Genomic DNA, 25,396 nt, shown 5'->3' with positions numbered 1-25,396 from the left:
AGGCCGTCGGCGGACTCGGGGGCGTCCGGGGCCGCGGTCAGCGCGCGGACCAGGGCCGGGCGGGCCTCGGGCTGCGCGGTGAGCGCGCCCGGCACGGCCGCGGCCGGGAAGCGGGGGTCGGTCAGCGCGAGCCGCAGGGCGTGGCGGTGGCCGACGAAGCGGGAGTCGACGAGGGCGACGCGCTCGCCCGCGGGGACCGCGTCGAGGAGGGTACGGGCCTCCTCGGCGCCGGTGGCCCAGCGGACGTGGAAGCCGAGCGACCGCAGATCACCGTCGAGCGAGGATCCGGGTGCCGGCGGGCCGGTGAGGATGGCGGTCGACAGACGAACTCACTCCTTGGAACGGGCAGAGGGCCGGCGGGGCCTGACGGTCCCGGGCGCGACGGTGCGCCCCGGCACCGGGCGGCGGCACGTCGGCTGAGGCTATCGGATGGACCGAGCGTGAGTTCACCGAGGCTTCGCGCACCGGACTCCCCCCGGTCCGCCCCTCGCCGCCGGGGTGCGCGGGGCTCCGCGTGATCATCATCGGTGATCGGCGGCCCGCCCTCCAAACCGGTTCCGGGGGCGCCCCGGACGGCATTCCGGCAGGTGATCGCACGAATGGCTCAACGAAGGGCATCGCCGCAGGTCAGAGCAATGACAACGGTGTTCAGTACCGTGTTGCACATACCCCCCACCCGTAGTTGACTGGCGACCCGGGGCACCGACGGAACAGGACTTGGGAGGCCATGTCATGGGGGCTGGACACGACCACGGGCACAGCCACGGGGGGACGCCGCCGACCGGCACCGCGGGCGCCGCGTACCGGAGCCGGTTGCGGATCGCGCTCGGCATCACGCTCTCCGTGATGGTGGTCGAGATCGTCGGCGGTCTCGTCGCCGACTCGCTCGCGCTGATCGCCGACGCGGCGCACATGGCGACCGACGCGATCGGTCTGGCGATGGCGCTGCTCGCGATCCACTTCGCCAACCGGCCGCCGTCCGGGAACCGCACCTTCGGCTTCGCCCGGGCGGAGATCCTGGCGGCGCTCGCCAACTGTCTGCTGCTGCTCGGCGTCGGCGGGTACGTGCTGTACGAGGCGGTCCAGCGCTTCATGGAACCGGCCGGGACCAGGGGCGGGCTCGCCATCGCCTTCGCCGTGGTCGGCCTGGTCGCCAACGTGATCTCGCTGTCGCTGCTCATGCGGGGCCAGAAGGAGAGCCTGAACGTCCGGGGCGCCTATCTGGAGGTGCTCGCCGACGCGCTCGGCTCGGTGACGGTGATCATCTCGTCGGCGATCATCCTGGCGACCGGCTGGCAGTACGCGGACCCGATCGCCTCCCTGGTCATCGGCCTGATGATCGTGCCGCGCACGGTGAAGCTGCTGCGCGAGACGCTGGACGTGCTCCTGGAGGCGGCGCCGAAGGGCGTCGACATGCAGGAGGTCCGGGCGCACATCCTGGCCCTGCCGGGCGTCGAGGACGTGCACGACCTGCACGCCTGGACGATCACCTCCGGGATGCCGGTGCTCTCCGCCCACGTGGTGGTGGACGCGGGGGCGCTGGACTCGGTCGGGCACGAGAAGCTGCTCCACGAACTCCAGGGCTGCCTGGGCGATCACTTCGACGTGGAGCACTGCACCTTCCAGCTGGAGCCGGCCGGTCACGCCCAGCACGAGGCCAAGCTCTGCCTGTGACCGTGGCCGCGGCTGTGGCTGTGGCCGCGGCTGTGAGATGCTCGTCGTACGAACACGTGCGTGAGAGGAGCTGAGGTTGATGACCGTCGCGAGGAAGGCCGCCGTCCGCGGCCGCACCCGGTCCAGCTTCAGCTCCCGGGTCTCCGGCTGACCTGATCCCGGTACTCCACCGGTCCGTCACGTCGTCGGCCGGGGCCCTTTCACCTTGAGGGTTTCCACGTTGTCCGACCACACTTCCCCTTCGGCGTCCCACGACGCCTTCTTCGCCCTGCACCACGGTCTGCCGCGGCAGGGTCCCGGCTCCGACGCCACCACCCGCCGGCTGCTCGCGCTCGCGGGCCGGCTCCCGGAGCGTCCGCGCGTGCTCGACCTGGGCTGCGGCCCCGGCCGTTCCGCGCTGCTCCTGGCCGCCGAGGCGGGCGCCGAGGTGACCGCCGTCGACACCCACGAGCCGTTCCTCGACGAGCTGCGGGCGGCCGCCGACGCCCGCGGTCTCGGCGACGCGGTCCGTCCGGTCCTCGGCGACATGGGCGCACCGCCCTTCCCCGACGGCTCCTTCGACCTCGTCTGGGCCGAGAGCTCGGTCTTCGTGATCGGCTTCGACCGGGCGCTCGCCGAGTGGCGCCGGCTGCTCGCGCCGGGAGGCACCCTGGTGCTCACCGAGTGCGTGTGGACCACCCCGGAGCCCGCCCCGGGGGCCCGCGCCTTCTGGGACGAGCACTATCCGCTCCGTACGGTCCCGGAGCTGGCCGCCGCCGCGGTCGGCGCCGGGTACCACGTGCTCGGCGCCTTCACCCAGCCCGACGGCGACTGGGACGAGTACTACGTCCCGCTGGCCGCGCACGCCGACGCCGCCGACACCTCCGTGCCCGGGATGGCCGGGGCGGTGGCGGCGGCCCGGGCCGAGATCGCGGTGCGCCGCGAGCACGGCGGCGACTACGGCTACGCGGGCCTGGTGCTCCGCCCGGCCGACCCCCGCTGGCCCACCCGCCCGGAGCGGGAGGCCGACCGCGCGGCGGTCCACCGGCTCACCGAGGCGGCCTTCGGGTCGCCCGCCGAGGCGGACCTGGTCGACGTCCTGCTCGCCGACCCGGTCGCCTGGCTGCCCGGACTCTCGGTGGTCGCCGAGGCCCCGGACGACGCGGTCGCCGCGCTCGCCCTGATCACCCGCTGCCGGGTGGGCGGGGTGCCGGCGGCGGCGCTCGCGCCGGTGTCGGTGGCGCCGGAGCACCAGCGGACGGGTGCCGGGCAGGCCGTCACCCGGGCGGCGCTCGACGCGGCGCGGCTGGCCGGCGAGCGGCTGGTCCTCGTGCTGGGCCATCCGGAGTACTACCCCCGGTTCGGCTTCGTACGGGCGTCCGAGTATGGAATCAAGCCAGGTTTCGAGGTCCCGGACGACGCGATGATGGCACTCGTCCTGGACGGTTCCGGGCCGGTGCCGTCGGGCACCCTCGCCTATCCGGCGGCTTTCGGGGTCTGACCTGCCCCTGACGGTCCCCCGTCGTTCCCGCCCCTCCCCCGCGCCGGTGTACTCCGGTGCGGTGGGAGCGGCGGGCTCCGGCCGACGAAGTGCGGACAAGCCGCTTTTGTACGGCAGACTGGGGTGGCCCCCAGGGGCCGAGGACCGAAGCGAAGGATGGGTATGCCGACCACACAGGGCACCGCGGCCGAGATCGCGCCGGGGCTTGCGTCTCAGCTCGCGTCGAACGGCACGGAGCCGTCCGCCACCCCCGAACCGATCATGCTGGAACTGGTCGACGAGGCCGGGAACACCATCGGCACGGCGGAGAAGCTCGCCGCCCACCAGGCCCCCGGGCAGCTGCACCGCGCCTTCTCGGTCTTCCTCTTCGACGAGGAGGGCCGGCTGCTGCTCCAGCGCCGGGCGCTCGGCAAGTACCACTCCCCCGGCGTCTGGTCGAACACCTGCTGCGGGCACCCCTACCCGGGCGAGGCGCCCTTCGCGGCGGCCGCCCGGCGCACCTTCGAGGAGCTCGGCGTCTCCCCCACGCTGATGGGCGAGGCCGGCACGGTCCGCTACAACCACCCGGACCCGGCCTCGGGCCTGGTGGAGCAGGAGTTCAACCACCTCTTCGTCGGTCTGGTGCAGGCCACCCCGCGACCGGACCCGGAGGAGATCGGGGAGTACGCCTTCGTCACCCCCGCGGAGCTGGCCGAGCGCCACGCGGCCGCGCCGTTCTCCGCCTGGTTCATGACGGTGCTCGACGCGGCGCGCCCGGCCATCAGGGAGCTGACGGGTCCTGTCGGGGGCTGGTGACCCGGCCGTCCGCCGTCCCCGGCCCCGGTGCCATCGGGGCCAGGGGCAGCGCCGCCCAGATGATCTTGCCGCCGCCCGCGGTGTGCTCGACGTCGCAGGCGCCGCCCGCCTCCAGGGCGATCTCCTTCACCAGGAGCAGTCCCCGGCCGCCGGTCTGGCCGTAGTCCGCCTCCAGCGCCTTGGGCCGGTAGGGGTGGTTGTCCTCGACGGACACCCGGACCCACTCCGGCCCGATGGCCACCTCGACCGCTATCTCCGGGGAGAGCAGCGCCGCGTGCCGCACGGCGTTGGTGACCAGCTCGGAGACGATCAGCAGCAGCCCGTGCCGGACGTCCTCGTGGACCGGAACTCCCTGGCGGGCCAACAGGTCGCGTACCGCGTGCCGGGCCTGGGGGACGGAGACGTCGACCGCGGGAGCGGTGAAGCGCCAGACTCCTTCGTAGGACGGGGGCCGGGCGGGGACACCTCCGCGGGTCTCCATGGTCCGGTTCCCACCCTCGTGCTCGATTCTCGCCACACGGGGAGTCTTGGCAATCCGGAGGGGTCTCCCGACCTACTGACCAGAAGTCGACACGTATCGGCCACCTTCTGATCGAGGGAGTATGCCGACGTCAGTTGTTCGACTGATCCTGTGCGTTTTCCGTCGGGGTCGTCGGAGTCGGCTCCGTGGCCGGTTCCGGCTCCGCGGGCGGCGGCGAGGGGGTGACCATACCGACGATCCGCCGGCCGCCGACGCCGATCGCGATCAGCCCCAGGCCGTCGAAGAGCAGCGCCAGCGAGAAGAAGCAGCCGATGACGTACCGGCTGCTGTCCGGCCAGTCGAAGAGCACCAACAGGCCCAGGAGCACCCCGAAGGCACCCTGGAAGAGGGTCCAGCCGAACTGCGGACCGCGCACCACCACGCTGCCGACCAGCCGGAAGACCCCGCCGGTGAGGAAGAGCAGGGCGGCGAACATCGTCAGCGCCTCGGCGGAGCCCTCCGGGTGACGCAGGACCACGCAGCCGGCCGCGAGGTTCACCGCCGCGACCACCGCCGCCAGCCAGAAGTAGCTGGTGCCCCGCGACTGGAACGCCTGGAGGAGGCCCACCAGTCCGCCGATCAGCAGCAGCCAGCCGAAGAGCCACATGGACGTCAGGGTGGCGAACCCCGTGTAGAACAGACCGACCACGCCGCAGATCACGAGGATCACGCCGAGCGCGGCCAGCCAGCCGAAGCTCCGTCCGAGCCGCTTGCCCTCGCGGGCCATCTCGCGCACGGGATCGCTCGCGTCGTCCCGGGACTTCCTGGCCATCGTGCCTCCTCACGGCTGCCTGACGACCCCCTTGCCGATCGTACGTTCGGCCCCGGTGGATAGCATCCGGCCCATGGAGACCGTGGAGCCCCGGCTCGTCGACAGCGTCACGGACGGCGTCGCGACCCTCGTCATCAGCAACCCCGCCAAGCGCAACGCCATGACGTCCGGAATGTGGCGCGCGCTGCCCGACGTCCTCGGCCGCCTCGCCGCCGACCCCGCCGTCCGGGTGCTCGTGCTCACCGGCGCGGGCGACACCTTCTGCGCCGGCGCCGATATCTCGACGCTCAGCGAACCCGGCGACGAACAGCAGGCGCTCGCGGTCCGCGCCGAGGAGGCGCTCGCCGCCTTCCCCAAGCCGACCCTCGCCTCCGTCCGCGGCTACTGCGTCGGCGGCGGCAGCCAGCTCGCCGGCGCCTGCGACCTGCGCTTCGCCGAGGAGGGCAGCCGCTTCGGCATCACCCCGGCCAAGCTCGGCATCGTCTACCCCTCGTCCTCGACCCGCCGGCTGACCGCCCTGGTGGGCCCGGCCACCGCCAAGTACCTGCTCTTCTCCGGCGAACTGATCGACACCGAGCGGGCGCTGCGGACCGGCTTCGTGGACGAGGTGCACCCGGCCGGGGCGCTGGCGAAGCGGGTGGAGGAGTTCTGCCGGATCCTCGCCTCCCGCTCGCTGCTCACCCAGGCGGCGGCCAAGGAGTTCGCCGACGGGCACCTCGACCGGGACGCGCACTGGACCGCCCAGGCGCGCGGCAGCGGCGACACCGCGGAGGGTGTCGCCGCCTTCCTGGAGCGCCGGGCGCCCCGCTTCACGTACGGCCTCTGACGCTCAGCCCCGCGGGAGGTCCTCGGCGGCCGTGCCGCGCCAGCGCTCCACCAGGTGGGCGGGGGCCTTGTCCGGCGAGCCGGCGTCGTACGGCGGCTGGGGGTCGTACTCGGTGAGCAGCTGGACGGTCATGGCCGCGTCGGCGCCGGCGATCCGGCCGAGCAGGTGCAGGCCCATGTCGATGCCGGAGGAGACCCCGGCGGCCGTCACGTACTTGCCGTCGAAGACGACCCGCTCGCCGGTGGGCTCGACGCCCAGCTCGCGCAGCTCCTCGAAGGCCAGCCAGTGGGTGGTCGCGCGGCGGCCGTCGAGCAGCCCGGCGGCGGCGAGCAGCAGCGAGCCGGTGCAGACCGAGGTGGTCCAGGTGCTGGTGGCGTCGGCGGCGCGCAGCCACGCCTGGATCTCCGGGTCGTGCGCGGCCCGCCGGGTCTCGGGGCCGCCGGGGACGAGGACGATGTCCGGGTGCGGGACGTCGGCCAGGGACTTGTCGGCACAGAGCGCGAGGCTGCCCTGGTCGTTGCGGACCGGGCCGGGCTCCTTGGCGACGAAGACGGTCTCCGCCCCGGGGAGCCGGGAGAGGATCTCGTACGGGCCGACGGCGTCGAGCGAGGTGAAGCCCTCGAAGAGCAGGACGGCGATCTGCATGGGTGGGGTCCCTTTCAGCTGACGGGTCCGGTGACGGGTGCGTGGAAACGGCGGCGGTAGTCGGCGGGGGCGGTGCCCAGCGCCTTGGTGAAGGCGCGGCGCATCGCCTCGGGAGTGCCGTAGCCGGCGGCGCGGGAGACCTCCTCGACGCCTCGGGTGGTCTCCTCCAGGAGCCTGCGGGCGTGTTCGAGACGGATCCGGTCGACGTACCGGCCCGGGGTGACCCCGGTCTCGGCCTGGAAGGCGCGGGCGAAGTGGCGGGGCGAGAGCCGGGCGCGGGCGGCGAGCCCGTCCACCGACAGGTCCCCGTCCGGATGCTCGGCGATCCACGCCTGGACGTCGCGCAGCGGTTCGCGGCGCGCGGTCTGGGCGGCGAGCTGGGCGCTGAACTGGGCCTGGTTGCCGGGTCTGCGGAGGAAGACCACGAGCAGCCGGGCGATGGCGAGGGCCGCCTCCCGGCCCAGGTCCTCCTCGACCAGCGCGAGGGCCAGGTCGATGCCGGCGGTGACGCCGGCGGAGGTCGCGACCCGGCCGTCCCTGACGAAGATCGGGTCGGGCTCGACCTCGACCGCCGGGTGACGGCGGGCCAGGTGCTCGCAGGCCATCCAGTGGGTGGTGGCCCGGTGCCCGTCGAGCAGGCCCGCCTCGGCCAGCCGCAGCGCCCCGGTGCAGACCGAGACCAGCCGCTCGACGTCCGGGCCGTGGGCGCGCAGCCACTCCACCAGGGCCGGGTCGGCTCCCCGGGTGCCCTCGCCGCCCGGGACGACGAGGGTGTGCGGCGGCCCGTCGGCGACGGCCTCGTCGAGGCTCGTGTCGGGCAGGATCCGCAGGCCGCTGCTGGTGCGGACCGGCCCGCCGTCCGGGGAGGCGGTACGGATCGGGTACGGCTCCCGGGGCGCGCCCGAGGCCCAGGCGGCGGCGTGGAAGACCTCGACGGGGCCGGTGACGTCGAGGCTCTGCACGCCGTCGAAGAGGACGACGAGGACGGGGCGCGGGGTCATGGACCCATCCTTCGGCCCCGGCGGCGAGGGCCGCAAGGACACGCACCCCACCTTTCCTGCCACCCTCGGCGCACGGCGCCGCACTTCTCCCCGGGCCTGGACCGGGAGTTCGGCGCGCTCGGCGCCGTCGGCCCGGGCCCGGTCGCGCCGCGGCCTTCTCCGACCACCGCCACGAGCTGCTCGCCCGGCACCCGCCGGCCGTCCGGGAGACCGCCTCCCCCGCCGCCGTCCGCGACGCCCGGCCGCGGACCGCCGACGCGGACCTGCCGGTGCCCGAGGAACCGCACCTCGCCTCCTGCGCGGTTGGTGCCCGAGGCCGTACCGCGCGGCCGCCGTCGGGGTCCCACCGCCAAAGATCGCTGGACGCCGTCCGGGATGCGATCAACGGTCGGTGGAGGTCCCATGGAAGTGTGGCAAGCGAGGTCTGGGGGAACTGAGTTGCCCGCGTCACCACACTCAGGCACCCGCGACGTCAGGACGACGCCGCCGCTGCCGCCCGAGGAAGGATTCGGCCACGGCCCACCCCTTGTCGCCACCGCATCGCCGACGTTCCGGGGACGAGGCGTCGGCCGAAGCCGGCAGGTGACAATCCCGCGACAGCAGTCCGACACAGGACTGAACCTGAACGGACCCATCCGGATCCGAGTGTGGATCGGATACCAGTTCCTCCACGGTCGACCGACCGCGGCGCGATCGGCGAGATGACCGGTGGGCGACTGCCTGGATTCCTCGACGACGATCGATGGGCCGGACGCTGCGCGCCGACGACGGCATGGGTTTTCCACCGGCCGGGAAGCCCGAGACTGGAGATGCGCGATGACAGAGGTCGACGTGGCCGTAGTGGACTCGAACGCGTCCAGCACCACGATCCAGGCAACGATATTCAACAAATCAAGCCGCACGATCGCCACGGGTGGCACGGTGCGGCTCACGGCAGCTCCCTTCGGGACCGGAAATCTCGCTGACGGGACTTTCGGCTCGATCGCGCCAGGGGGGCAGGAGACGCAGATCATCAATTGGGATCTGGAGCAGGACGACATGGGGCATACCCCATATCCGACGTCCGCCCACTATTTCCTTTCGGCGGAAGGAGGCGGGTCCTGCTCAGGCGGAACCGGTCAGAACCCGGAAGGAATCGCAGGAGTGCGATTCTCCATATTCGACTCCGACTGGTCATGACCAAGCGAGGAGATCATGTCTACTTCGTCCTTCCAGATGTCGAGCTTCGCCCCCGTTGACGACAAGCTCGTCAACCAAAGTTCGACCTCTGTGTCGTTCTCGTTCTCCAGCGCATACGTCACCCATATCAGCGTCGACGTATGGTCCGAGGAGGATCAGGGCGCAACCTACAACCAGAGGCAGGAAACGGACACGAACGGCACCGATGACGCGGGCTTGTCGTTCGCCGTGCCCGCCGCCGTCGACCTGCACTACAAGATTACGGTCAGTGGCGACCCGGGCTCCAACAACACTGTCCACGTCCGCATCGAATGGTGACTCTTCGGCATTCCGTACCGGCTTCGCCCCGCGTCCCGGCCCCGGTCCCGACGCGGCTCCGACGCGGCTCCGGCCCGGCTCCCGTCCTGCTTCGGCGCGCGGAACCGGGCCGGTTGCCGCGCCCGGGTGACGGACGCGGCAGAATGCACGGGCAAGCCAGTGGTACGAGCAGACGGGTCGGGACACGGTGACGACGTCCATCGAAGCAAGGATCGCCGAGGAACTCGGCGTACGCGAGCGACAGGTCAGGGCGGCGGTCGAGCTGCTCGACGGCGGCTCCACCGTGCCGTTCATCGCGCGCTACCGCAAGGAAGCGACCGAGATGCTCGACGACGCGCAGCTGCGCACCCTGGAGGAGCGGCTGCGCTACCTGCGGGAGCTGGAGGACCGGCGGACCGCCGTCCTCGACTCGGTGCGCGAGCAGGGCAAGCTCACCGAGGAGCTGGAGGCCCGCATCCTGGCCGCCGACACCAAGGCGCGCCTGGAGGACATCTACCTGCCGTTCAAGCCGAAGCGGCGGACCAAGGCGCAGATCGCCCGCGAGGCCGGGCTCGCGCCACTGGCGGAGCGGCTGCTGGCCGATCCGTCGGTGGAGCCGGCCGCCGCCGCGGCCGCCTACGTCGACGCGGACAAGGGCGTCGCGGACGCCCCGGCCGCCCTGGAGGGCGCCCGGGCGATCCTCACCGAGAAGTTCTCCGAGGACGCCGACCTCATCGGCGAGCTGCGCGAGCGGATGTGGGGCCGGGGCCGGCTCGCCGCCAAGGTCCGCGAGGGCAAGGAGCAGGAGGGCGCGAAGTTCTCCGACTACTTCGACTTCGCCGAGCCGTTCACCGCGCTGCCCTCGCACCGGATCCTCGCGATGCTGCGCGGCGAGAAGGAGGACGTGCTCAGCCTGGACCTGGAGCCGGAGGAGGCCACGGACGGCCCCTCGTCGTACGAGCCGATGGTCGCGAGCCGCTTCGGCATCGCCGACCGGGGGCGCCCGGGCGACAAGTGGCTCCAGGACACGGTCCGTTGGGCCTGGCGCACCCGGATCCTGGTGCACCTCGGGATCGACCTGCGGCTGCGGCTGCGGACGGCCGCCGAGGACGAGGCGGTCCGGGTCTTCGCGGCGAACCTGCGGGACCTGCTGCTGGCCGCCCCGGCAGGCACCCGGGCGACGCTGGGGCTCGACCCCGGCTTCCGCACCGGCGTGAAGGTGGCGGTGGTCGACGCGACCGGCAAGGTGGTGGCCACGGACACGATCCACCCGCACGTGCCGGCCAACAGGTGGGACGAGTCGCTGGCGAAGCTGGCGCGGCTGGCGAAGGAGCACGCGGTCGAGCTGGTCGCCATCGGCAACGGCACGGCCTCCCGCGAGACCGACAAGCTGGCCGCCGAACTCCTCGCCAAGCACCCGGAGCTGCAGCTGACCAAGGTGATGGTCTCGGAGGCCGGCGCCTCCGTGTACTCGGCCTCCGCCTTCGCCTCGCAGGAACTCCCCGAACTGGACGTGTCGTTGCGCGGCGCGGTGTCCATCGCCCGCCGCCTCCAGGACCCGCTGGCCGAGCTGGTGAAGATCGACCCGAAGTCGATCGGCGTCGGCCAGTACCAGCACGACCTCGCCGAGACGAAGCTCTCCCGCTCGCTCGACGCGGTCGTCGAGGACTGTGTGAACGGCGTCGGCGTGGACGTCAACACCGCCTCGGCGCCGCTGCTCTCCCGGGTCTCCGGGATCAGCTCCGGCCTCGCCGAGAACATCGTGGCGCACCGCGACGCCAACGGCCCCTTCCGCTCCCGCAGGGCGCTCAAGGACGTGGCCCGGCTCGGCCCGAAGGCGTACGAGCAGTGCGCGGGCTTCCTGCGCATCCGGGGCGGCGACGACCCGCTGGACGCCTCCGCGGTGCACCCGGAGGCGTACCCGGTGGTGCGGCGGATGGCGAAGACCACCGGTGGCGAGGTCGCCGCGCTGATCGGCGACACCGGCACGCTGCGGTCGCTGCGCGCGGGCGACTTCGTGGACGACTCCTTCGGTCTGCCGACCGTCACCGACATCCTGCGCGAGCTGGAGAAGCCGGGCCGTGACCCGCGGCCCGCGTTCAAGACGGCCACGTTCAAGGAGGGCGTCGAGAAGCTCGGCGACCTGGCGTCCGGCATGGTCCTGGAGGGCGTGGTGACGAACGTGGCCGCGTTCGGCGCGTTCGTGGACATCGGTGTGCACCAGGACGGCCTGGTGCACGTCTCGGCCATGTCGAAGACCTTCGTCAAGGACCCGCGGGACGTGGTGAAGCCGGGTGACGTGGTGAAGGTGAAGGTGCTGGACGTCGACATCCCGCGCAAGCGGGTCTCGCTGACGCTGCGGCTCGACGACGAGGCGGTGCCCGAGGACGGCTCCGGCGAGCGCGGCCCGCGGCGCGAGCGGGGCGGCCGTCCGCCGCAGCAGCGGCAGGGCCAGGGCCAGGGACGCGGCCAGGGACGCCAGGGCGGCGGTCAGGGCCGGGGCCAGAACCAGGGCCAGGGCCGCGGCCAGGCCCCCGCGCCGGCGAACAGCGCGATGGCGGACGCCCTCCGGAAGGCGGGCCTCTTCGGCGAGGGCGGCGGCAAGCGCCGCTGACCACCCACGACACCGCCCCCGGCCCCGTCCGCGCGACGGGACCGGGGGCGGTGCGCGTACGGACCGGCGCGGCGTCCGGCACGGACCTGGGCGGCGCCACGGGCGCGGACGAGGGACCGGAGCCCGTGGCGGCGCGGAACGCCGTGGGGCCGGTCGCTACGGCAGGAAGCGCAGGGCCCAGTCGGCGCGGTGGGCGACGGTCAGGTCGTCGTCCTGGGTCAGCGGGCGCAGGACGGACTCGGCGGTCTTCGGATCGGCCTGGACGAGGTCGACGATCTCGGCGGCCAGTCCGTCCTGGTCGTCGCCGAGGTCGACCGCCGAGGCGCGGACGAGGACCGGGAGGGTGTCCGGGCCGCCCAGGGCGGCCACGAGGCCGCCGAGGAGTTCCCGGGCGTAGCCGTTGCGCTCGTCGACGGCCCGGTCGAGTTCGGACTCCAGGCGCGGCAGCACGGTCCGGTCGCCGCCGGCCGCGATCTCGTCGGCGAGGTCGATCGTGGCGTCGACGTCCGCGTCGAGGTCGTCCAGCATCGCGAGGAGCCGGGTCACGCTGTCGTCGGTCATGGTGCCTCCTGGAAAGCGCCGTCCACGAGGACGGGGACGGCGGTCGACGCGTCGAGCTCGGCGGCCACCTCCACGTCCCGCGGATAGCCGTACTCGTACAGTTCACGGCCCGAGTCGCAGCCGTGCAAGGCGGCGACCGGGTCCTCCGTGGCCGCCCACAGCGTGGCCGCCGCGGTCGCCTCCGGGGTCAGGGGGAGCCCCGGCGCGAGCGCGCGCAGGGCGTCGAGGACCGCGCCGGCCCCGAGGTGGTCCTCCAGGGCGGGGCGCAGCGAGCCGTCCGGCCACCGCTCGCCGGACGCGATCACGGCGAGGGGACGCGCCTCGGAGCCGTAGCCGTGGCGGGCGAGCCGGTGGGCGACGGCGGTGCGGTTGCGGAGCGAGGCGGCGATCACGGTCGCGCCGCCCGAGGCGGCCCCGGCGCAGATCGCGGAGCCGTTCGGGGACGGCAGGACGAGCCGGTCGGGGCAGGGCGCGTGGGCGGCGCGCAGGGCGGCGAGGTAGAGCTCGCAGGGGTGCGCGGCGGTGGCCTCGCCGCGGCCGACGGCGAGGACGGCGGCGCGCTCGCGGGCGTACGCGGCGGCGGTGGCGTCCCGCCACGGGTACGGGTGGACGGCCGTGCCGCCCTCGACGGCGACGCCGACGGTCGTCGTGAACGACAGCACGTCGACGACGACCACGCACGCGGCGGCGGGGGCGAGGGCCCGTGCCTCCACGGGACCCCAGCCGAAGGCGACGCCCATCAGACCTCGGTGACCTTGCCGTCGGCGACCTCGACGCGGCGGTTGACGTGGATCGCGTCGAGCATCCGGCGGTCGTGGGTGACCAGGAGCAGGGTGCCCTCGTAGGCGTCGAGGGCGGACTCCAGCTGCTCGATGGCGGGCAGGTCGAGGTGGTTGGTCGGCTCGTCGAGGACGAGCAGGTTGACGCCCCGGCCCTGGAGGAGGGCGAGTGCGGCGCGGGTCCGCTCGCCCGGGGAGAGGGTGGTGGCGGGGCGCAGCACGTGGTCGGCCTTGAGGCCGAACTTGGCGAGCAGGGTGCGGACCTCGGCCGGTTCGGTGTCCGGGACGGCGGCGCAGAAGGCGTCGAGGAGCGTCTCGGTGCCGTGGAAGAGCTTGCGGGCCTGGTCGACCTCGCCGACGACGACGCCGGAGCCGAGCGCGGCGTGGCCGGAGTCGAGCGGGAGGCGGCCGAGGAGGGCGGCGAGCAGGGTGGACTTGCCGGCGCCGTTCGCCCCGGTGACGGCGACCCGGTCGGCCCAGTCGATCTGGAGGGTGACGGGGCCGAAGGAGAAGTCGCCGCGGCGGACCTCGCCGTCGCGGAGGGTGGCGACGACGGCGCCGGAGCGGGGCGCCGCGGCGATCTCCATCCGCAGCTCCCACTCCTTGCGGGGCTCGTCGACGACGTCCAGGCGCTCGATCATGCGCTGGGTCTGGCGGGCCTTGGCGGCCTGCTTCTCGCTGGACTCGCCGCGCAGCTTGCGGCCGATCTTGTCGTTGTCGGTGGCCTTGCGGCGGGCGTTGCGGACGCCCTTGTCCATCCAGTTGCGCTGCATGAGCGCGCGGCTCTCCAGCGCGGACTTCTTGTCGGCGTACTCCTCGTACTCCTCGCGGGCGTGCCGGCGGGCGGTGGCCCGCTCCTCCAGGTAGGCGTCGTAGCCGCCGCCGTAGAGGGTGATCTGCTGCTGGGCGAGGTCGAGTTCGAGGACCTTGGTGACCGTGCGGGTGAGGAACTCGCGGTCGTGGCTGACGACGACGGTGCCGGCCCGCAGCCCCTGCACGAAGGACTCCAGGCGCTCCAGGCCGTCGAGGTCGAGGTCGTTGGTCGGCTCGTCGAGGAGGAAGACGTCGTAGCGGGAGAGGAGGAGGGAGGCGAGGCCGGCGCGGGCGGCCTGGCCGCCCGAGAGGCCGGTCATCGGCTGGTCGAGGCCGATGGTGAGGCCGAGGGAGGCGGCGACCTCCTCGGCGCGCTCGTCGAGGTCGGCGCCGCCGAGGTCCAGCCAGCGCTCCAGGGTGGTGGCGTACGCGTCGTCCGCGCCGGGGGTGCCGTCGACGAGGCCCTGGGTGGCCTCGTCCATCGCGGCCTGGGCGGCGGCGACGCCGGTGCGGCGGGCCAGGAACGCGCGCACGGTCTCGCCCTCGCGCCGCTCGGGCTCCTGCGGGAGGTGTCCGACGGTGGCGGTGGGCGGCGAGAGCCGGACCTCGCCCTCCTCGGGGGTGTCGAGCCCGGCGAGCAGCCGCAGCAGGCTCGACTTGCCGGCGCCGTTGACGCCGACGAGGCCGATGACGTCGCCGGGGGCGACGACGAGGTCGAGCCCGGCGAAGAGGGTGCGTTCGCCGTGGCCGGCGGCGAGGTCCTTGGCGACGAGAGTGGCAGTCATCAGACCACGCATCCTACGTGGGCGGCGGCGGGCGCACGGGTACGGTCCCGGGCATGGACAGCGACGTGATCGTGGTGGGTGGCGGGGTCGTCGGGCTGACGACGGCGGTGACGCTGGCGGAGCAGGGAGCACGGGTGCGGGTGTGGTCCCGGGACCCGGCGGAGGCGACGACCTCGGCGGTGGCGGGCGCCCTGTGGTGGCCGTACCGGATCGAGCCGGCCGAGGAGGCCGGGGCCTGGGCGCTGGAGTCGCTGCGGGTGTACGCGGAGCTGGCGGGCGCGCCGGAGGCCACCGGGGTGCGGTGGGTGCCGGGCGTCCACGCGGACACCGTGCTGGACGGCCTCGGGGCGTGGGCGGCCGGGATCGAGGGGCTGCGGCAGCTGCCGGCCGGGGAGGTGCCGGGGCCGTACGCGACGGGGCTCGCGGCCCGGCTGCCGCTGATCGACATGCCGGTCCACCTGGCGTGGCTGCGGGCCCGGCTGGAGGCGGCCGGCGGGGTGGTCGAGCGGCGGGCGGTGACGGGCTGGGAGGAGCCGGCCGCGGCGGCGCCCGTGGTGGTGAACTGCGCGGGGACGGCGGCGCGGGAGCTGGCCGGGGACGCGGGAGTGCGGCCGGTGCGGGGGCAGTTGGTGCTGGTGGAGAACCCGGGGATCGAGGAGTGGTTCACGGCGGCGGACGCGGGCGCGACGGAGACCACGTACTTCTTCCCGCAGCCGGGGCGGCTGGTGCTGGGCGGGACCGCCGAGGAGGGGGCGGAGGAGCTGGTGCCGGATCCGGTGACGGCGGCGGCGATCGTGGCGCGGTGTGCCCGGGTCCGGCCGGAGATCGCCGGGGCGCGGGTGCTGGGCCACCGGGTGGGGCTCCGCCCGGCCCGGGACGGCGGGGTGCGCGTCGAGGCGGAGCGGCTGCCGGGCGGCGGCCGCCTGGTGCACCACTACGGCCACGGGGGCGCCGGGGTCACGGTGGCCTGCGCGTGCGCGCGACGGGCGGCGGACCAGCGGCCGAGCTGAGGGTCCGCGCGGGAGCGGGCGAAGGGGAAGGGGAAGGCCCCCGCCCCGGGGTGGGGGCGGGGGCCTTCGGGTGCCGGACGGGCGTCAGGTGCCCGGCCGGGTCCCGGGGGTGGTCACCTCGGGAACGGCGGGGCCACCACGTCGTCGGCGTGGGCGCACTGCTTGGCGCGGCGCTCCAGGGCCTCGGCGCGGGCGTAGGCGCGGCGGGACTCCTCGCGGGCGCCGAGGCGCTTGAGCTGGGCCGCGCGGTCGCGCTCGTCGCGGGCCTGCTTCTGGAGCTGGTTGACGTTGCAGGTGCCGACGCGGGCCGCCTCGGCGGGCGGGGCGGCGGCCGTCTGCCCGAGCAGCAGGCCCCCGGCCAGCAGCATCGTGGCGAACAGGGCGGGCAGGGCGCGGCGCGCGGGCGTCGCGTGGTTCATGTGGTTCTCCAAGTCCGGGCCGGGAGGGCCCGTTTGAGGCATGGTCAGTACCGACCGGTAACTTTACGCGCCCCAGAGGGACCGATCGGACACGACCCGCCCGATCCACCCGATCGTCAACACTCCTCCACAGAACGCCCACTGACGAGGTGGTAGGTCGCCCGGCCGTCGAGGAGCAGCGGAACCAGAAGCCGCTGCGACTGGCGCATCGGGACGTACGCACCGCCGCCGGGCTCGCGGCGCACCGTCACGCCGTGCAGGGCGAGTTCGTCGCCCGCCTCGGCGTACTGGGCGGCGTCGAGGCGGTAGCCGCAGGGCGGGTCGGCGAGGACCTCGGCGGGCCCGGGCGGGTCGTTGTCGGCGCCGCCGAGGTAGACCGGACCGCGGTCGGCCAGACCGGTGAGGCGGGCGCCGGCGGTGGCGGCGGCGAGCGGGCCGCCGCGCTCGGAGACGTACGCGAAGGCGTCCTTGAGCGCGGTGAGATGGGTGGCGACCCTGCGCCACCGCACCAGCGCGGGGTCGCGCTCCTCGGCCTCGCCGAGCGGGTCCTCCCGGGTCTCGGCGAGGAGGGCCGCCATGTGCTTGATCCCGGCCGTGTTGCGCAGGATCCGCTCCTGGCCGTCGCCGGCGACCTGGCGGACCGGCCGCCCGGTGAACGGATCGGTCCAGATGCCGTAGACGCCGTGGGTGCGGCCGGCGAGGGCGGCGCCGGGGCGGACGTACTCCTCCACGAGGGTGCGGGACTCGGCGTGGACGCGGGCGTCGGCGTCGAGGCTGCGCGGCCAGAGCGCGAGGAGGTCCCTGTCGTAGGTGCCGGGGGTGGCCTCGTACTCGTGGAGGTCGTGGACGAGGTCGGGCCGGCGGTCGCGCAGCACCGCGGCCAGGGCGCGGGCCTCGGCGGTGCGCAGCGCGAGGTGGTCGCGGTTGATGTCGATGCCGGCGGCGTTGCCGCGGGTGCCGGCCTCGCGCCCGTCGGGGTTGGCGTCGGGCACGACGAGGACCGTGGTGCGGGCGAGCAGGCGCAGGGTCCCTGGGTCGCGGGTGCGCGCGAGGTCCCGGACGGTGCTCAGGCACGCCTCGCGGCCGGCGGGTTCGTCACCGTGCTGGCCGCAGACGAGCAGCACCGTCAGGGCGCCGCGCCGGGGGCCGAGGGCGGCGAGCCGCAGCGGCCGGCCCTGCTCGGTGGTGCCGATGGTGGTGACGGTGACCCGGTCGTCGTCCCGGTCGACGGCGGCCAGGAAGTCCCGCTCCTCGGCCTCGGTGGTCCAGCGGGTCCCGCCGCTCGCCTCGAACCCGGTCCGGGGCGGCGAAGGCCGCCCGGCGGGGGCGGCCTTCGCCGGGACGGCGACCAGGGGCAGCCCGAGCACGGCGGTCCCGGCGGCGAGGGCCAGGGCGCGGCGCGCGGCACGCAGACGCATCGGCATGGCCCGGAAGGTACTCGCCGGGTCCGGCGGGACGGAAGACCGTGTGCGGGAAACGGGTGAACCGGTGCTTCGTGTCGGCCGAATGGCGATCGTGTGACGGAAGGCGCCCTTTACGTGACGCTCCGTCGCGTGGTTCATAGAGTCCGAAGAGTCCGAACTAAGGACCGACGCCCACCCACGCGTCTTACTCGTTTGACGACTTGGAGAGCACCGTGCACCGCAGAATCATCGTTCCGAGCGCCCTCGCGGCTTCCCTGCTGCTGGCGATCCCGGCATCGGCGGCCGACTACGTCCCGGGCGCTCCGGGCATCGGCGACTCCTACTACCCCGCCAGCGGCAACGGCGGGTACGACGTCTCCCACTACGACCTGCGCCTGAAGTACCAGCCGGCGACGGACCTCCTGGAGGGCACGGCGACGATCCTGGCGAGGACCACGCAGAACCTCTCGCGCTTCAACCTGGACCTGGGCCTGAAGGCGAGCGAGGTGCGGGTCGACGGCCGGCTCGCGAAGTTCACCGCCACCGGCGACCACGAGCTGGAGATCGTCCCGGCCGTGCCGCTGCCGAAGAACAAGCAGGTCACGGTGGTGGTCCGGTACGCGGGCAAGCCGTCCGAGTTCAAGGTCGACGGCTGGTCGGCCTGGCACCGCACCCCGGACGGCGGCGTCGCCGCGCAGGAGCCGGACTCGGCCGCCTGGTGGTTCCCCTCCAACGACCACCCGCGCGACAAGGCCACCTTCGACGTGTCCGTGTCGGTGCCGGACGGCACCCAGGCGATCAGCAACGGCGTGCTCCAGTCGCAGTCGTCCCGGCTCGGCTGGACGCGCTTCAACTGGCGCTCCAACAAGCCGCAGGCGACGTATCTGGCCACGCTGGCGGTCGGGAAGTTCGACATCACGACGGACACGACCGCGAACGGCCTGCCGGTCCTCAACGCCTACAGCAAGGACCTCGGCGACAACGCGGGCGCGGCCCGTGCCTCGATCGAGCGGACCGCCGAGGTCGCGGAGTGGCTGGAGGGGGTCTTCGGCCCGTACCCGTTCAACGCGCTCGGCGGCTACGTGCCCAATGTGACCAGCGGCTACGCGCTGGAGACGCAGACCCGGCCGTTCTACAGCCCGCGCCAGTTCGCCAACGGCGCCAACGTCTCCGTCGTCGTGCACGAGCTGGCCCACCAGTGGTACGGCGACAGCGTCTCGGTCCGCGACTGGAAGGACATCTGGGTCAACGAGGGCTTCGCCCGCTACAGCCAGTGGCTGTGGTCGGAGAAGGAGGGCGAGGGCACGGCCCAGGAGCTGGCCGACTACGTGTACGCCACGCGCACGGCCGAGGACCCGTTCTGGACGGTGCGGCCCGGCGACCCGGGCCCGGACGACCAGTTCCACATCGCCGTGTACGACCGGGGCGCGCTGGCGCTCCAGGCGCTGCGGAACGAGATCGGCGACGAGGACTTCTTCGCGATCCTGAAGGGCTGGCCGCAGCGGTTCGCGCACGGCAACGCGCGGGTCGCGGACTTCGTGCGGTACGCGGAGGAGGTCTCCGGCCGGCCGCTGGCGGCGCTCTTCGACACCTGGCTGTACCAGCCCGCCAAGCCGGCCGCCGGGCCGTCCCCCGCGACCGCCCAGGCCCCGGCCCCGTCGGCGCGGGCGACCGCGGCGAAGCCCGTCCAGCCGAAGTCCTGGAAGAGGATCGCGGCGACGAACGGGGTGCACGAGCACCGTTGAGCCCCTGCCCGGCGGCCGTCCGTCAGCGGCGGGCGGCCTGCCGGGCGCGCCGGGCGAGCGACAGGTAGCGCAGCCGCTCGGGCAGGACGGGGACGACGGCGCGGACGACCCGGGCCAGGCGGCGCAGCCGGCGTTCCTGCTCGGGGGTCCACTCCAGGCCGATCGCCGCGCGGGCGTCCGGCGGCATCAGGCCGACGGTGAGGAAGGCGCGGATCCGCTGGAAGGGGCGGCGGAGCAGCGGCCACAGGGGGCGGAGCGCGATCCGCAGGAGCAGCGGGCCCCGGTCGGGGGCGGGCACGGGCGCGTCCGGGTCGAGGAGCTCGCGGACGACGGCGGTCGCCTCCAGCTCCTCGGCGAGGACCCTGCGGTAGTAGGGCCAGAACTCCTCCACGGTCTGCGGCATGTCCCGGTCGTGGATGCCGAGGATCCGGCCGACCTGGAGCCACTCCGCGTACAGCCGGCGGTCCTGGGCCTCCGTGAGGGGCCGGTGGAGGAGGGCGAGGCCGTGCCGGTACACGGGGTAGCCGGTGGCGTGGACCCAGGAGTAGTAGGCGGGCGTGAGCGCGTGGTAGCGGCGCCCGTGGGCGTCGGTGCCCTGGATGTCCCGGTGCAGCGCGCGCAGCCGGCGCCCCTCGGCGGCGGCGTCCGCCCCGCCGTACACCCAGAGCTGTACGGAGCGCAGCGAGCGCTCGCCCCGGCCCCAGGGGTCGGTGCGGAAGACCGAGTGCTCGTCGACGCCGGCGCCGATCGCGGGGTGGGCGACCTGCATGGTGAGGGCCGCGGGCAGCATGAGCAGCGCGCGGACGTCCCCGGCGACGCTCCACTGGTCGCCGCCGCCGGGCGGCGGGGCGGGCTCGGCCGGGGCGGCGCGGGGGGCGGGGGCGGGCACGGGCACGCCGCTCGGGCCGGTGGTGCCGCTCGGGCCGGTGGTGCCGGCCGGATCAGGAGCGTCCGCCGGACCGGGGATGCCGGCCGGACCGGGGGTGTCCGCCGGGGTGCCGGTGGTGGTGACTTCACGGCCGGTGCTCATACGGGGCCCCTCCCTCTCGCGTCGGTCGCCGCCCCTCCAGGGTGCACCCCTCGGGGTCGTACGACGACGGCGGGGCCGTTCCCCGGGCTCTCGCCCGGGGAACGGCCCCGCCGTGATGGTCGTGCGGGTCAGCCGCGGTCGGCGCCGACCGGCTCGCCGACGAGGCCGCCGGCCAGGGCGCGGGCCCCGGCGTCGACGTCGGCGTTGACGTCGCGCTCGGCGCCGTCGCGCTCGGCGGCGATCTTCGCGCTGCCGGCGGCGAGGATGGAGTCGCGCTCGGCCTGGCCCTCGGCGCGGGCGGCGGCGATGGCGGCGGAGCCCTCCTCGACGGCCTTGGAGCGGATCCGGGCCGCCTCGTGGCGGGCCTCGGCCAGCTCGGCCTCGTACTGGGCGCGGATGTCGGCGGCCTCGGCGCGCAGGTCGTCGGCGCGGCCGGTGGCGCCCTCGGTGGCGTCCTCACGCTCCTCGAGCGTGCGCTTGATCTTCGGGAGGATCACCTTCGCCAGGAAGAAGAAGGTCAGGAAGAACACGGCGAAACCGAGGATGAGCTCGGCCCAGACCGGGTTGAGCGGGCCGAGGTCCATGTTGAAGATCTTGGCGTTGGAGGCGAGGGTCGTCATGGCGGGCATCCTACCTGGTCCCCGGAGCGGCGGATCGTACACCCCCGTGATCGTTGGCGCGCTCGTACGACGCGGGCAAGATTCCCGGCACCTGAAGGCTACCGGAAGGTAACTACGGCTGGTTGTATGGCCCGCGCCGAGTCCAACCCCCCACCCATCGTCGGGAGTTCACGTGTCCCTCAGCACGTTCCGCCGCATCCCCGGTGCCGCCGTGTCCCTGGCGCTCGCCGCCGCGACCCTGGCGGCGACCGCGCCCGCCGCCTCCGCCGCCCCTCAGGCCGAGGCGCCGCGCCTGAAGGTGCTCACCTACAACACCTTCCTCTTCTCGAAGACCCTGTACCCGAACTGGGGGCAGGACCACCGGGCCCGGGCGATCCCGGCCGCCCCGTACTTCCAGGGCCAGGACGTCGTGGTGATCCAGGAGGCCTTCGACAACTCCTCCTCCGACGCGCTCAAGGCGAACGCCGCGGCGGCCTACCCGCACCAGACGCCCGTGGTGGGCCGCTCGAAGAGCGGCTGGGACGCCACCGGCGGGGCGTACTCCGCGACCACGCCCGAGGACGGCGGGGTGACGATCCTCAGCAAGTGGCCGATCGTCCGCAAGGAGCAGTACGTCTACAAGGACGCGTGCGGCTCCGACTGGTACTCGAACAAGGGCTTCGCCTACGCGGTGCTCGACGTGAACGGCAGCCGCGTGCACGTCGTGGGCACCCACGCGCAGTCCACCGACCCGGGCTGCTCGGCGGGCGAGGCGGCGCAGATGCGCAGTCGCCAGTTCAAGGCGATGGACGCGTTCCTCGACGCGAAGAACATCCCGGCGGGCGAGCAGGTGATCGTCGCGGGCGACATGAACGTCGACTCGCGGACGCCCGAGTACGCCACGATGCTCGCCGACGCGGGCCTCGCCGGGGCGGACGCCCGCACCGGGCACCCGTACTCCTTCGACACCGAGCTGAACTCGATCGCGGCGGACCGCTACCCGGACGACCCTCGCGAGGACCTGGACCACGTCCTCTACCGGGCCGGCAACGCCCGCCCGGCGAACTGGACGAACCACGTGGTCCTGGAGTCGACCGCACCGTGGACGGTCTCCAGCTGGGGCACGAAGTACACGTACACCAACCTGTCCGACCACTACCCGGTGACGGCCTTCTAAGGCCTCCCAGGCGCCCTCCGGGCGTCAGTACCCGGGGCTGCCGAAGACGCTGTAGACCCAGGCGGCCACGGCGATCCCGACCAGGACGAGCACCACCCAGGAGCCGGCACCGGTGTGCCGGCCCCCGGCCCTGGGCGGCTTGCGCGCCTTGGGCGCCTTGGGTGCCTTGCCGGCCTTGGGCGCCTTCCCGGGCTTGGGCGCCTTCCCGGGCCGCCCGCTCCGGGACGGGCCGGACCCCGGGCCCGGATCGGCCGCGGCGGCGACCTCGGCGAGCATCCGCCGGCAGACCGTGGCCAGCTCGGCGACCGGCGCCGTCAGGTCGACGACGACCTCGGTACGGGCCGGGGCCGTGGTGCCCCCGTCGAGGATCCGCCCGGCCCGCAGCAGGGCCTGGTCCTTGCCGCCGGTCGGGGCGAGGCTGATCCACCGCCGCACGTGCTCGCCGCGGATCACGACGCCCCCGCCCCGCTCCCGGTACACCGTGTGCTCCCGCCACAGGATTCCGGCCAATTCCGCCGCCGTCTCCCTGAGTTGCGCGTACATCCCACTCCCCTGTTCCCGCCCGCCGACGCGGACCGGCCGCCGACTCTAACCCCCGGGGCCCGAACCCCCCGGCCCGCCCCCGGACCCCGCCCCTTACGCGCCGAAGTCGTACACGGTGACCGGTATCCCCCGCTCCACCAGCCGCTCCCGCACCAGCGGCTCCACCCGCCCCCACCGACCGCCGGCCAGCCCGCACCCGATCCGCGGCATGTGCACCGAGGCCCCCAGCTCCACGGCCTTGTCCGCGAGGCGCCCCAGGGCCCGGTCGATCGCCTCGTACCGGACGGGGACGCCGGTGCCGCGCCCCGTGCGGATCCCCCGCTGCCCCACCAGGTTCGCCACCCAGAGGTGCGGCGCGACCTGGACGAACTGCGCCGCGCCGAGACCGAAGTCGTTGGCCGCGCGCTCCCGGTGCCACCGACGGAAGGCGGCCTCCGGCTCCGGCCAGCGGCGCGAGACGGCGAGCACGAACCCCTTGCCCCAGCCGCCCAGGTCGTTGCAGACGTGGGCGACGATCCGGACGCCCTCGCCCCGGGGCGCGGTGGCGTCGCCCCGGACGTATGCGATCTCAGTCATGGGGGGACCGTAGGCGGCCCCTCTGACAACGACCCTTGTCAACCATGGTTGACGCGAGGGCGCTGTCAACCTACATTGACAACATGACCGATGCGACCGATCTCGCCGCACGGGCCGGTGATCGCGATCCCCGGGTGGGGTTGCGGGCCGTCTCCGCTCTGCGGCGGCTGTTGGAACAGCTGGAGGCCGTCCAGGTGCGCAGTGCGCGCCATCAGGGGTGGTCCTGGCAGGAGATCGCCACCGAGCTGGGGGTCAGCCGGCAGGCCGTTCACAAGAAGTACGGGAGGCAGTGATGTTCGAGCGGTTCACGAAGGCGGCGCGGAGCGTGGTGAAGGGGGCGGTCGAGCACGCGGAGCGCGGCGGGGCCGAGGCCGTGACCGCCGAGCACCTGCTCCTTGCGCTGCTCGACCGGGAGGGGACGCGGGCGGCGGAGGTGCTCGGGCGGCTGTGCCCGGTGGAGCGGCGGGAGTCGCTGGTCGCGGCGCTCGCCGAAGCCAGGCGGCGGGCCGGGTTGTCGCGGGCCGACTCCGAGGCGCTGGCGGAACTGGGGATCGACGTCGGGGCGATCGTCGCGCGGGTCGAGGAGACCCATGGGGACGGCGCGCTCTCCGGCGGGCGCCGGAGCTCGGGGCGGCGGCCCTTCTCGCGGGAGGCGAAGACCGTCCTGGAGAAGTCGCTGCGCGTGGCGCTGGCCCGCAAGGAGCGGGAGATCGGTGACGAGCACCTGCTGCTCGCGCTCACCACCACCGGCGGGGTCGTCGCGGAGGCGCTGGCCGACCACGGGGTGACGTACGGCGCCGTCGACGCCGCGCTCGGCACGGCCTCCCTGCGCTGAACCCTTTTACAGTGCTGGTGAGACAGCAATACTGTTGAACCATGGAGGACGAGAGCGACGCGGGACTGGCGCCGGGCTACACCGTCGACGAACTGGCCGCGCGGGCCGGTGTCACGGTGCGGACCGTGCGGTTCTACGGCACGCGGGGGCTGCTGCCGCCGCCGGTGATCGGGCCGCGGCGGGTCGGGCGGTACGGGGCCGAACACCTGGCGCGGCTGGCGCTCATCGAGGAGCTCCAGCGACAGGGGATGACGCTCGCCGCGATCGAGCGGTACCTGGAGCAGCTGCCGCCCGACCTGAGCGCGCAGGACCTCGCCGTGCACCGGGCGCTGGTGGCGTCCTGGTCTCCGGAGTCCGCCGAGACCATCACGCGGCGGGAGCTGGAGCGGCGGGCCGGCCGTGAGCTGGCCGACCGGGACGTCGAACGGCTCGCCGCCATGGGCGTCCTGGAGGCGACCGGCGAGGCCGACGTGTTCCGGCTCGACGGGACCCTGCTGCGGCTCGGGGTCGAACTCCTCGACGTGCCGATCGAGCACGACACCATCCTCGCCTCCCGGACGGTGCTCCTCGACCACGCGCGGTCGGCCGCGCAGGAGCTGGCGCGGCTGTTCCAGGAGGAGGTGTGGAACCCGTACCGGGAGAGCGGACGGGACCCGGACCACCTGACGGCGATGAAGTCGCTCTCGGCGCACATGCAGCCGATGGTGGTCCAGGCCCTCGTCACCGCCTTTCAGCGGTCGCTCAGCGAGGAGTTGCGCTCCGCGTTCAGGAGTCCGTGAAGGTCTCGCCCCGCTCGGCCTTCTCCACCAGGAGGGCGGGCGGGGTGAAGCGCTCGCCGTACGTCTCCGCCAGCTCGCGGGCGCGGGCCACGAAGCCGGCCACGCCGCCCTCGTAGCCGTTGACGTACTGGAGGATGCCGCCGGTCCAGGCCGGGAAGCCGATGCCCATGATGGAGCCGATGTTGGCGTCGGCGACGGAGGTCAGGACGCCCTCCTCCAGGAGGCGGACGGTGTCCAGGGCCTCGGAGAAGAGCATCCGCTCCTGCATGTCGCGGAAGGGGATCTCGTACCCGGGCTTGGTGAAGTGCTCGCGCAGGCCCGGCCACAGCTTGCCGCGCTTGCCGGACTCGTCGTACTCGTAGAAGCCGGCGCCGCCGCTGCGGCCGGGGCGGCCGAACTCGTCGACCATGCGGTCGATGACGACCTCGCCGGGGTGGGTGACCCAGGTGCCGCCCTCGTCCTCGATCGCCTTCTTCGTCTCGTTGCGGATCTTGCGCGGGAGGGTGAGGGTCAGCTCGTCCATGAGGGAGAGGACCTTC

Annotated in this window: 26 protein-coding genes and 2 pseudogenes; 13 read left to right on the top strand and 15 right to left on the bottom strand. The window is 74.0% G+C overall.

Annotation, left to right across the window (positions count from 1 at the left end; translation table 11 throughout):
- Positions 1-323 (bottom strand): annotated as a pseudogene (locus IE321_RS42390) (CDP-alcohol phosphatidyltransferase family protein); the annotation flags it as partial.
- A gap of 409 nt (positions 324-732) precedes the next feature.
- Between IE321_RS42390 and IE321_RS33255 the strand changes: the two are divergent.
- The 3 genes from IE321_RS33255 to idi all read left to right on the top strand — a co-directional run bounded on the left by IE321_RS33255 (position 733) and on the right by idi (position 3,949).
- Positions 733-1,674: a cation diffusion facilitator family transporter gene (locus tag IE321_RS33255; RefSeq protein WP_043228309.1), complete on the top strand. Its 942-nt coding sequence runs from the start codon at positions 733-735 to the stop codon at positions 1,672-1,674.
- A 220-nt stretch (positions 1,675-1,894) separates the two neighbouring features.
- Complete coding sequence (locus tag IE321_RS33250; protein ID WP_190225627.1) at positions 1,895-3,154, top strand: bifunctional class I SAM-dependent methyltransferase/N-acetyltransferase; 1,260 nt, start codon at positions 1,895-1,897, stop codon at positions 3,152-3,154.
- Between the two features lie 162 nt (positions 3,155-3,316).
- Positions 3,317-3,949: an isopentenyl-diphosphate Delta-isomerase gene (gene idi / locus IE321_RS33245; RefSeq protein WP_372470297.1), complete on the top strand. Its 633-nt coding sequence runs from the start codon at positions 3,317-3,319 to the stop codon at positions 3,947-3,949.
- On the opposite strand, the gene IE321_RS33240 is transcribed toward idi, so the two are convergent.
- Positions 3,915-4,430, bottom strand: a complete 516-nt coding sequence (locus tag IE321_RS33240; protein WP_043228302.1) for an ATP-binding protein — start codon at positions 4,428-4,430, stop codon at positions 3,915-3,917. The genes idi and IE321_RS33240 overlap by 35 nt on opposite strands.
- Positions 4,431-4,560: 130 nt before the next feature.
- Positions 4,561-5,241, bottom strand: coding sequence for an HdeD family acid-resistance protein (locus tag IE321_RS33235; RefSeq protein ID WP_107063326.1), 681 nt, complete (start codon positions 5,239-5,241; stop codon positions 4,561-4,563).
- Positions 5,242-5,314: 73 nt separating this feature from the next.
- On the opposite strand from IE321_RS33235, the gene IE321_RS33230 reads away from it, so the two are divergent.
- Positions 5,315-6,067: an enoyl-CoA hydratase/isomerase family protein gene (locus IE321_RS33230; protein WP_190225626.1), complete on the top strand. Its 753-nt coding sequence runs from the start codon at positions 5,315-5,317 to the stop codon at positions 6,065-6,067.
- Between the two features lie 3 nt (positions 6,068-6,070).
- Here IE321_RS33230 and IE321_RS33225 read toward each other — a convergent pair whose 3' ends face one another.
- Both IE321_RS33225 and IE321_RS33220 read right to left on the bottom strand, forming a co-directional pair.
- Entirely contained in the window at positions 6,071-6,712 is a 642-nt protein-coding gene (locus IE321_RS33225) for a DJ-1/PfpI family protein (RefSeq protein ID WP_190225625.1), read from the bottom strand.
- A gap of 14 nt (positions 6,713-6,726) precedes the next feature.
- A complete protein-coding gene (locus tag IE321_RS33220; RefSeq protein WP_190225624.1) occupies positions 6,727-7,713 on the bottom strand; it encodes a GlxA family transcriptional regulator in 987 nt (328 codons plus the stop codon).
- 816 nt (positions 7,714-8,529) lie between these two features.
- Here IE321_RS33220 and IE321_RS33215 point away from each other — a divergent pair.
- From IE321_RS33215 to IE321_RS33205, 3 genes are all read left to right on the top strand, one after another.
- On the top strand, positions 8,530-8,892 hold the full coding sequence (locus tag IE321_RS33215) for a hypothetical protein (protein ID WP_190225623.1): 363 nt from the start codon (positions 8,530-8,532) through the stop codon (positions 8,890-8,892).
- Between the two features lie 15 nt (positions 8,893-8,907).
- Complete coding sequence (locus tag IE321_RS33210; RefSeq protein WP_043228292.1) at positions 8,908-9,210, top strand: hypothetical protein; 303 nt, start codon at positions 8,908-8,910, stop codon at positions 9,208-9,210.
- Between the two features lie 187 nt (positions 9,211-9,397).
- Complete coding sequence (locus IE321_RS33205) at positions 9,398-11,803, top strand: Tex family protein (RefSeq protein ID WP_190225622.1); 2,406 nt, start codon at positions 9,398-9,400, stop codon at positions 11,801-11,803.
- A gap of 156 nt (positions 11,804-11,959) precedes the next feature.
- Here IE321_RS33205 and IE321_RS33200 read toward each other — a convergent pair whose 3' ends face one another.
- From IE321_RS33200 to IE321_RS33190, 3 genes are read right to left on the bottom strand one after another with little or no spacing between them, the layout of a single operon-like run.
- Positions 11,960-12,364: a hypothetical protein gene (locus IE321_RS33200; protein ID WP_043228289.1), complete on the bottom strand. Its 405-nt coding sequence runs from the start codon at positions 12,362-12,364 to the stop codon at positions 11,960-11,962.
- The gene (locus IE321_RS33195; RefSeq protein WP_190225621.1) at positions 12,361-13,104 is read right to left on the bottom strand and encodes a 2-phosphosulfolactate phosphatase; all 744 of its coding nucleotides are present in this window, start codon (positions 13,102-13,104) and stop codon (positions 12,361-12,363) included. Before IE321_RS33195 ends, IE321_RS33200 begins: the two co-directional genes overlap by 4 nt.
- Positions 13,104-14,741, bottom strand: coding sequence for an ABC-F family ATP-binding cassette domain-containing protein (locus IE321_RS33190; protein ID WP_190225620.1), 1,638 nt, complete (start codon positions 14,739-14,741; stop codon positions 13,104-13,106). The genes IE321_RS33195 and IE321_RS33190 overlap by 1 nt, the downstream gene beginning before the upstream one ends.
- Positions 14,742-14,794: 53 nt before the next feature.
- On the opposite strand from IE321_RS33190, the gene IE321_RS33185 reads away from it, so the two are divergent.
- Positions 14,795-15,751, top strand: a complete 957-nt coding sequence (locus IE321_RS33185) for an NAD(P)/FAD-dependent oxidoreductase (RefSeq protein WP_190225619.1) — start codon at positions 14,795-14,797, stop codon at positions 15,749-15,751.
- 113 nt (positions 15,752-15,864) lie between these two features.
- Here IE321_RS33185 and IE321_RS33180 read toward each other — a convergent pair whose 3' ends face one another.
- Together IE321_RS33180 and IE321_RS33175 are read right to left on the bottom strand one after the other, a co-directional pair.
- The gene (locus IE321_RS33180) at positions 15,865-16,170 is read right to left on the bottom strand and encodes a hypothetical protein (RefSeq protein WP_043228284.1); all 306 of its coding nucleotides are present in this window, start codon (positions 16,168-16,170) and stop codon (positions 15,865-15,867) included.
- A 116-nt stretch (positions 16,171-16,286) separates the two neighbouring features.
- Complete coding sequence (locus IE321_RS33175; protein ID WP_190225628.1) at positions 16,287-17,588, bottom strand: M14 family zinc carboxypeptidase; 1,302 nt, start codon at positions 17,586-17,588, stop codon at positions 16,287-16,289.
- 218 nt (positions 17,589-17,806) lie between these two features.
- Between IE321_RS33175 and IE321_RS33170 the strand changes: the two genes are divergently transcribed.
- Complete coding sequence (locus IE321_RS33170) at positions 17,807-19,318, top strand: M1 family metallopeptidase (protein WP_190225618.1); 1,512 nt, start codon at positions 17,807-17,809, stop codon at positions 19,316-19,318.
- Between the two features lie 22 nt (positions 19,319-19,340).
- Here the strand turns inward: IE321_RS33170 and IE321_RS33165 are convergent, their stop codons facing one another.
- Entirely contained in the window at positions 19,341-20,348 is a 1,008-nt protein-coding gene (locus IE321_RS33165; RefSeq protein ID WP_190225617.1) for an oxygenase MpaB family protein, read from the bottom strand.
- Positions 20,349-20,476: 128 nt separating this feature from the next.
- Complete coding sequence (locus IE321_RS33160) at positions 20,477-20,968, bottom strand: F0F1 ATP synthase subunit B family protein (protein WP_190225616.1); 492 nt, start codon at positions 20,966-20,968, stop codon at positions 20,477-20,479.
- A gap of 172 nt (positions 20,969-21,140) precedes the next feature.
- On the opposite strand from IE321_RS33160, the gene sph reads away from it, so the two are divergent.
- The gene (gene sph / locus IE321_RS33155) at positions 21,141-22,124 is read left to right on the top strand and encodes a sphingomyelin phosphodiesterase (protein WP_190225615.1); all 984 of its coding nucleotides are present in this window, start codon (positions 21,141-21,143) and stop codon (positions 22,122-22,124) included.
- Between the two features lie 24 nt (positions 22,125-22,148).
- Here the strand turns inward: sph and IE321_RS33150 are convergent, their stop codons facing one another.
- Positions 22,149-22,667, bottom strand: coding sequence for a hypothetical protein (locus IE321_RS33150; protein WP_190225614.1), 519 nt, complete (start codon positions 22,665-22,667; stop codon positions 22,149-22,151).
- A 93-nt stretch (positions 22,668-22,760) separates the two neighbouring features.
- Positions 22,761-23,243, bottom strand: coding sequence for a macro domain-containing protein (locus tag IE321_RS33145; protein ID WP_190225613.1), 483 nt, complete (start codon positions 23,241-23,243; stop codon positions 22,761-22,763).
- Positions 23,244-23,326: 83 nt separating this feature from the next.
- On the opposite strand from IE321_RS33145, the gene IE321_RS33140 reads away from it, so the two are divergent.
- Genes IE321_RS33140 through IE321_RS33130 form a run of 3 tightly spaced genes read left to right on the top strand, consistent with a single transcriptional unit; the run spans position 23,327 to position 24,857 of the window.
- Positions 23,327-23,536 carry a helix-turn-helix domain-containing protein gene (locus IE321_RS33140; protein ID WP_043228359.1) on the top strand — a complete coding sequence of 70 codons (210 nt, stop codon included), beginning with the start codon at positions 23,327-23,329 and terminating at the stop codon, positions 23,534-23,536.
- On the top strand, positions 23,536-24,078 hold the full coding sequence (locus IE321_RS33135; RefSeq protein WP_043228275.1) for a Clp protease N-terminal domain-containing protein: 543 nt from the start codon (positions 23,536-23,538) through the stop codon (positions 24,076-24,078). The genes IE321_RS33140 and IE321_RS33135 overlap by 1 nt, the downstream gene beginning before the upstream one ends.
- A gap of 41 nt (positions 24,079-24,119) precedes the next feature.
- Positions 24,120-24,857 carry a MerR family transcriptional regulator gene (locus IE321_RS33130; protein ID WP_043228274.1) on the top strand — a complete coding sequence of 246 codons (738 nt, stop codon included), beginning with the start codon at positions 24,120-24,122 and terminating at the stop codon, positions 24,855-24,857.
- Here the strand turns inward: IE321_RS33130 and IE321_RS33125 are convergent.
- Positions 24,844-25,396 (bottom strand): annotated as a pseudogene (locus tag IE321_RS33125) (3-hydroxyacyl-CoA dehydrogenase); the annotation flags it as partial. The gene IE321_RS33130 and the pseudogene IE321_RS33125 sit on opposite strands and share 14 nt — an antisense overlap.

Origin of the sequence: Streptomyces hydrogenans (genome assembly GCF_014656075.1) — a bacterium.
GTDB classification, from domain to species: domain Bacteria; phylum Actinomycetota; class Actinomycetes; order Streptomycetales; family Streptomycetaceae; genus Streptomyces; species Streptomyces hydrogenans.
Note: the sequence above shows the minus strand (reverse complement) of the source record. Positions and strands in the feature narration are given on the sequence as shown.

Coding starts and splice junctions, on each gene's coding strand:
- IE321_RS33255 (WP_043228309.1), top strand. CDS start 733: ATGGGGGCTGGACACGACCACGGGCACAGCCACGGGGGGACGCCGCCG.
- idi (WP_372470297.1), top strand. CDS start 3,317: ATGCCGACCACACAGGGCACCGCGGCCGAGATCGCGCCGGGGCTTGCG.
- IE321_RS33240 (WP_043228302.1), bottom strand. CDS start 4,430: ATGGAGACCCGCGGAGGTGTCCCCGCCCGGCCCCCGTCCTACGAAGGA.
- IE321_RS33235 (WP_107063326.1), bottom strand. CDS start 5,241: ATGGCCAGGAAGTCCCGGGACGACGCGAGCGATCCCGTGCGCGAGATG.
- IE321_RS33230 (WP_190225626.1), top strand. CDS start 5,315: ATGGAGACCGTGGAGCCCCGGCTCGTCGACAGCGTCACGGACGGCGTC.
- IE321_RS33225 (WP_190225625.1), bottom strand. CDS start 6,712: ATGCAGATCGCCGTCCTGCTCTTCGAGGGCTTCACCTCGCTCGACGCC.
- IE321_RS33220 (WP_190225624.1), bottom strand. CDS start 7,713: ATGACCCCGCGCCCCGTCCTCGTCGTCCTCTTCGACGGCGTGCAGAGC.
- IE321_RS33215 (WP_190225623.1), top strand. CDS start 8,530: ATGACAGAGGTCGACGTGGCCGTAGTGGACTCGAACGCGTCCAGCACC.
- IE321_RS33210 (WP_043228292.1), top strand. CDS start 8,908: ATGTCTACTTCGTCCTTCCAGATGTCGAGCTTCGCCCCCGTTGACGAC.
- IE321_RS33200 (WP_043228289.1), bottom strand. CDS start 12,364: ATGACCGACGACAGCGTGACCCGGCTCCTCGCGATGCTGGACGACCTC.
- IE321_RS33195 (WP_190225621.1), bottom strand. CDS start 13,104: ATGGGCGTCGCCTTCGGCTGGGGTCCCGTGGAGGCACGGGCCCTCGCC.
- IE321_RS33190 (WP_190225620.1), bottom strand. CDS start 14,741: ATGACTGCCACTCTCGTCGCCAAGGACCTCGCCGCCGGCCACGGCGAA.
- IE321_RS33185 (WP_190225619.1), top strand. CDS start 14,795: ATGGACAGCGACGTGATCGTGGTGGGTGGCGGGGTCGTCGGGCTGACG.
- IE321_RS33180 (WP_043228284.1), bottom strand. CDS start 16,170: ATGAACCACGCGACGCCCGCGCGCCGCGCCCTGCCCGCCCTGTTCGCC.
- IE321_RS33175 (WP_190225628.1), bottom strand. CDS start 17,588: ATGCGTCTGCGTGCCGCGCGCCGCGCCCTGGCCCTCGCCGCCGGGACC.
- IE321_RS33165 (WP_190225617.1), bottom strand. CDS start 20,348: ATGAGCACCGGCCGTGAAGTCACCACCACCGGCACCCCGGCGGACACC.
- IE321_RS33160 (WP_190225616.1), bottom strand. CDS start 20,968: ATGACGACCCTCGCCTCCAACGCCAAGATCTTCAACATGGACCTCGGC.
- IE321_RS33150 (WP_190225614.1), bottom strand. CDS start 22,667: ATGTACGCGCAACTCAGGGAGACGGCGGCGGAATTGGCCGGAATCCTG.
- IE321_RS33145 (WP_190225613.1), bottom strand. CDS start 23,243: ATGACTGAGATCGCATACGTCCGGGGCGACGCCACCGCGCCCCGGGGC.
- IE321_RS33140 (WP_043228359.1), top strand. CDS start 23,327: ATGACCGATGCGACCGATCTCGCCGCACGGGCCGGTGATCGCGATCCC.
- IE321_RS33135 (WP_043228275.1), top strand. CDS start 23,536: ATGTTCGAGCGGTTCACGAAGGCGGCGCGGAGCGTGGTGAAGGGGGCG.
- IE321_RS33130 (WP_043228274.1), top strand. CDS start 24,120: ATGGAGGACGAGAGCGACGCGGGACTGGCGCCGGGCTACACCGTCGAC.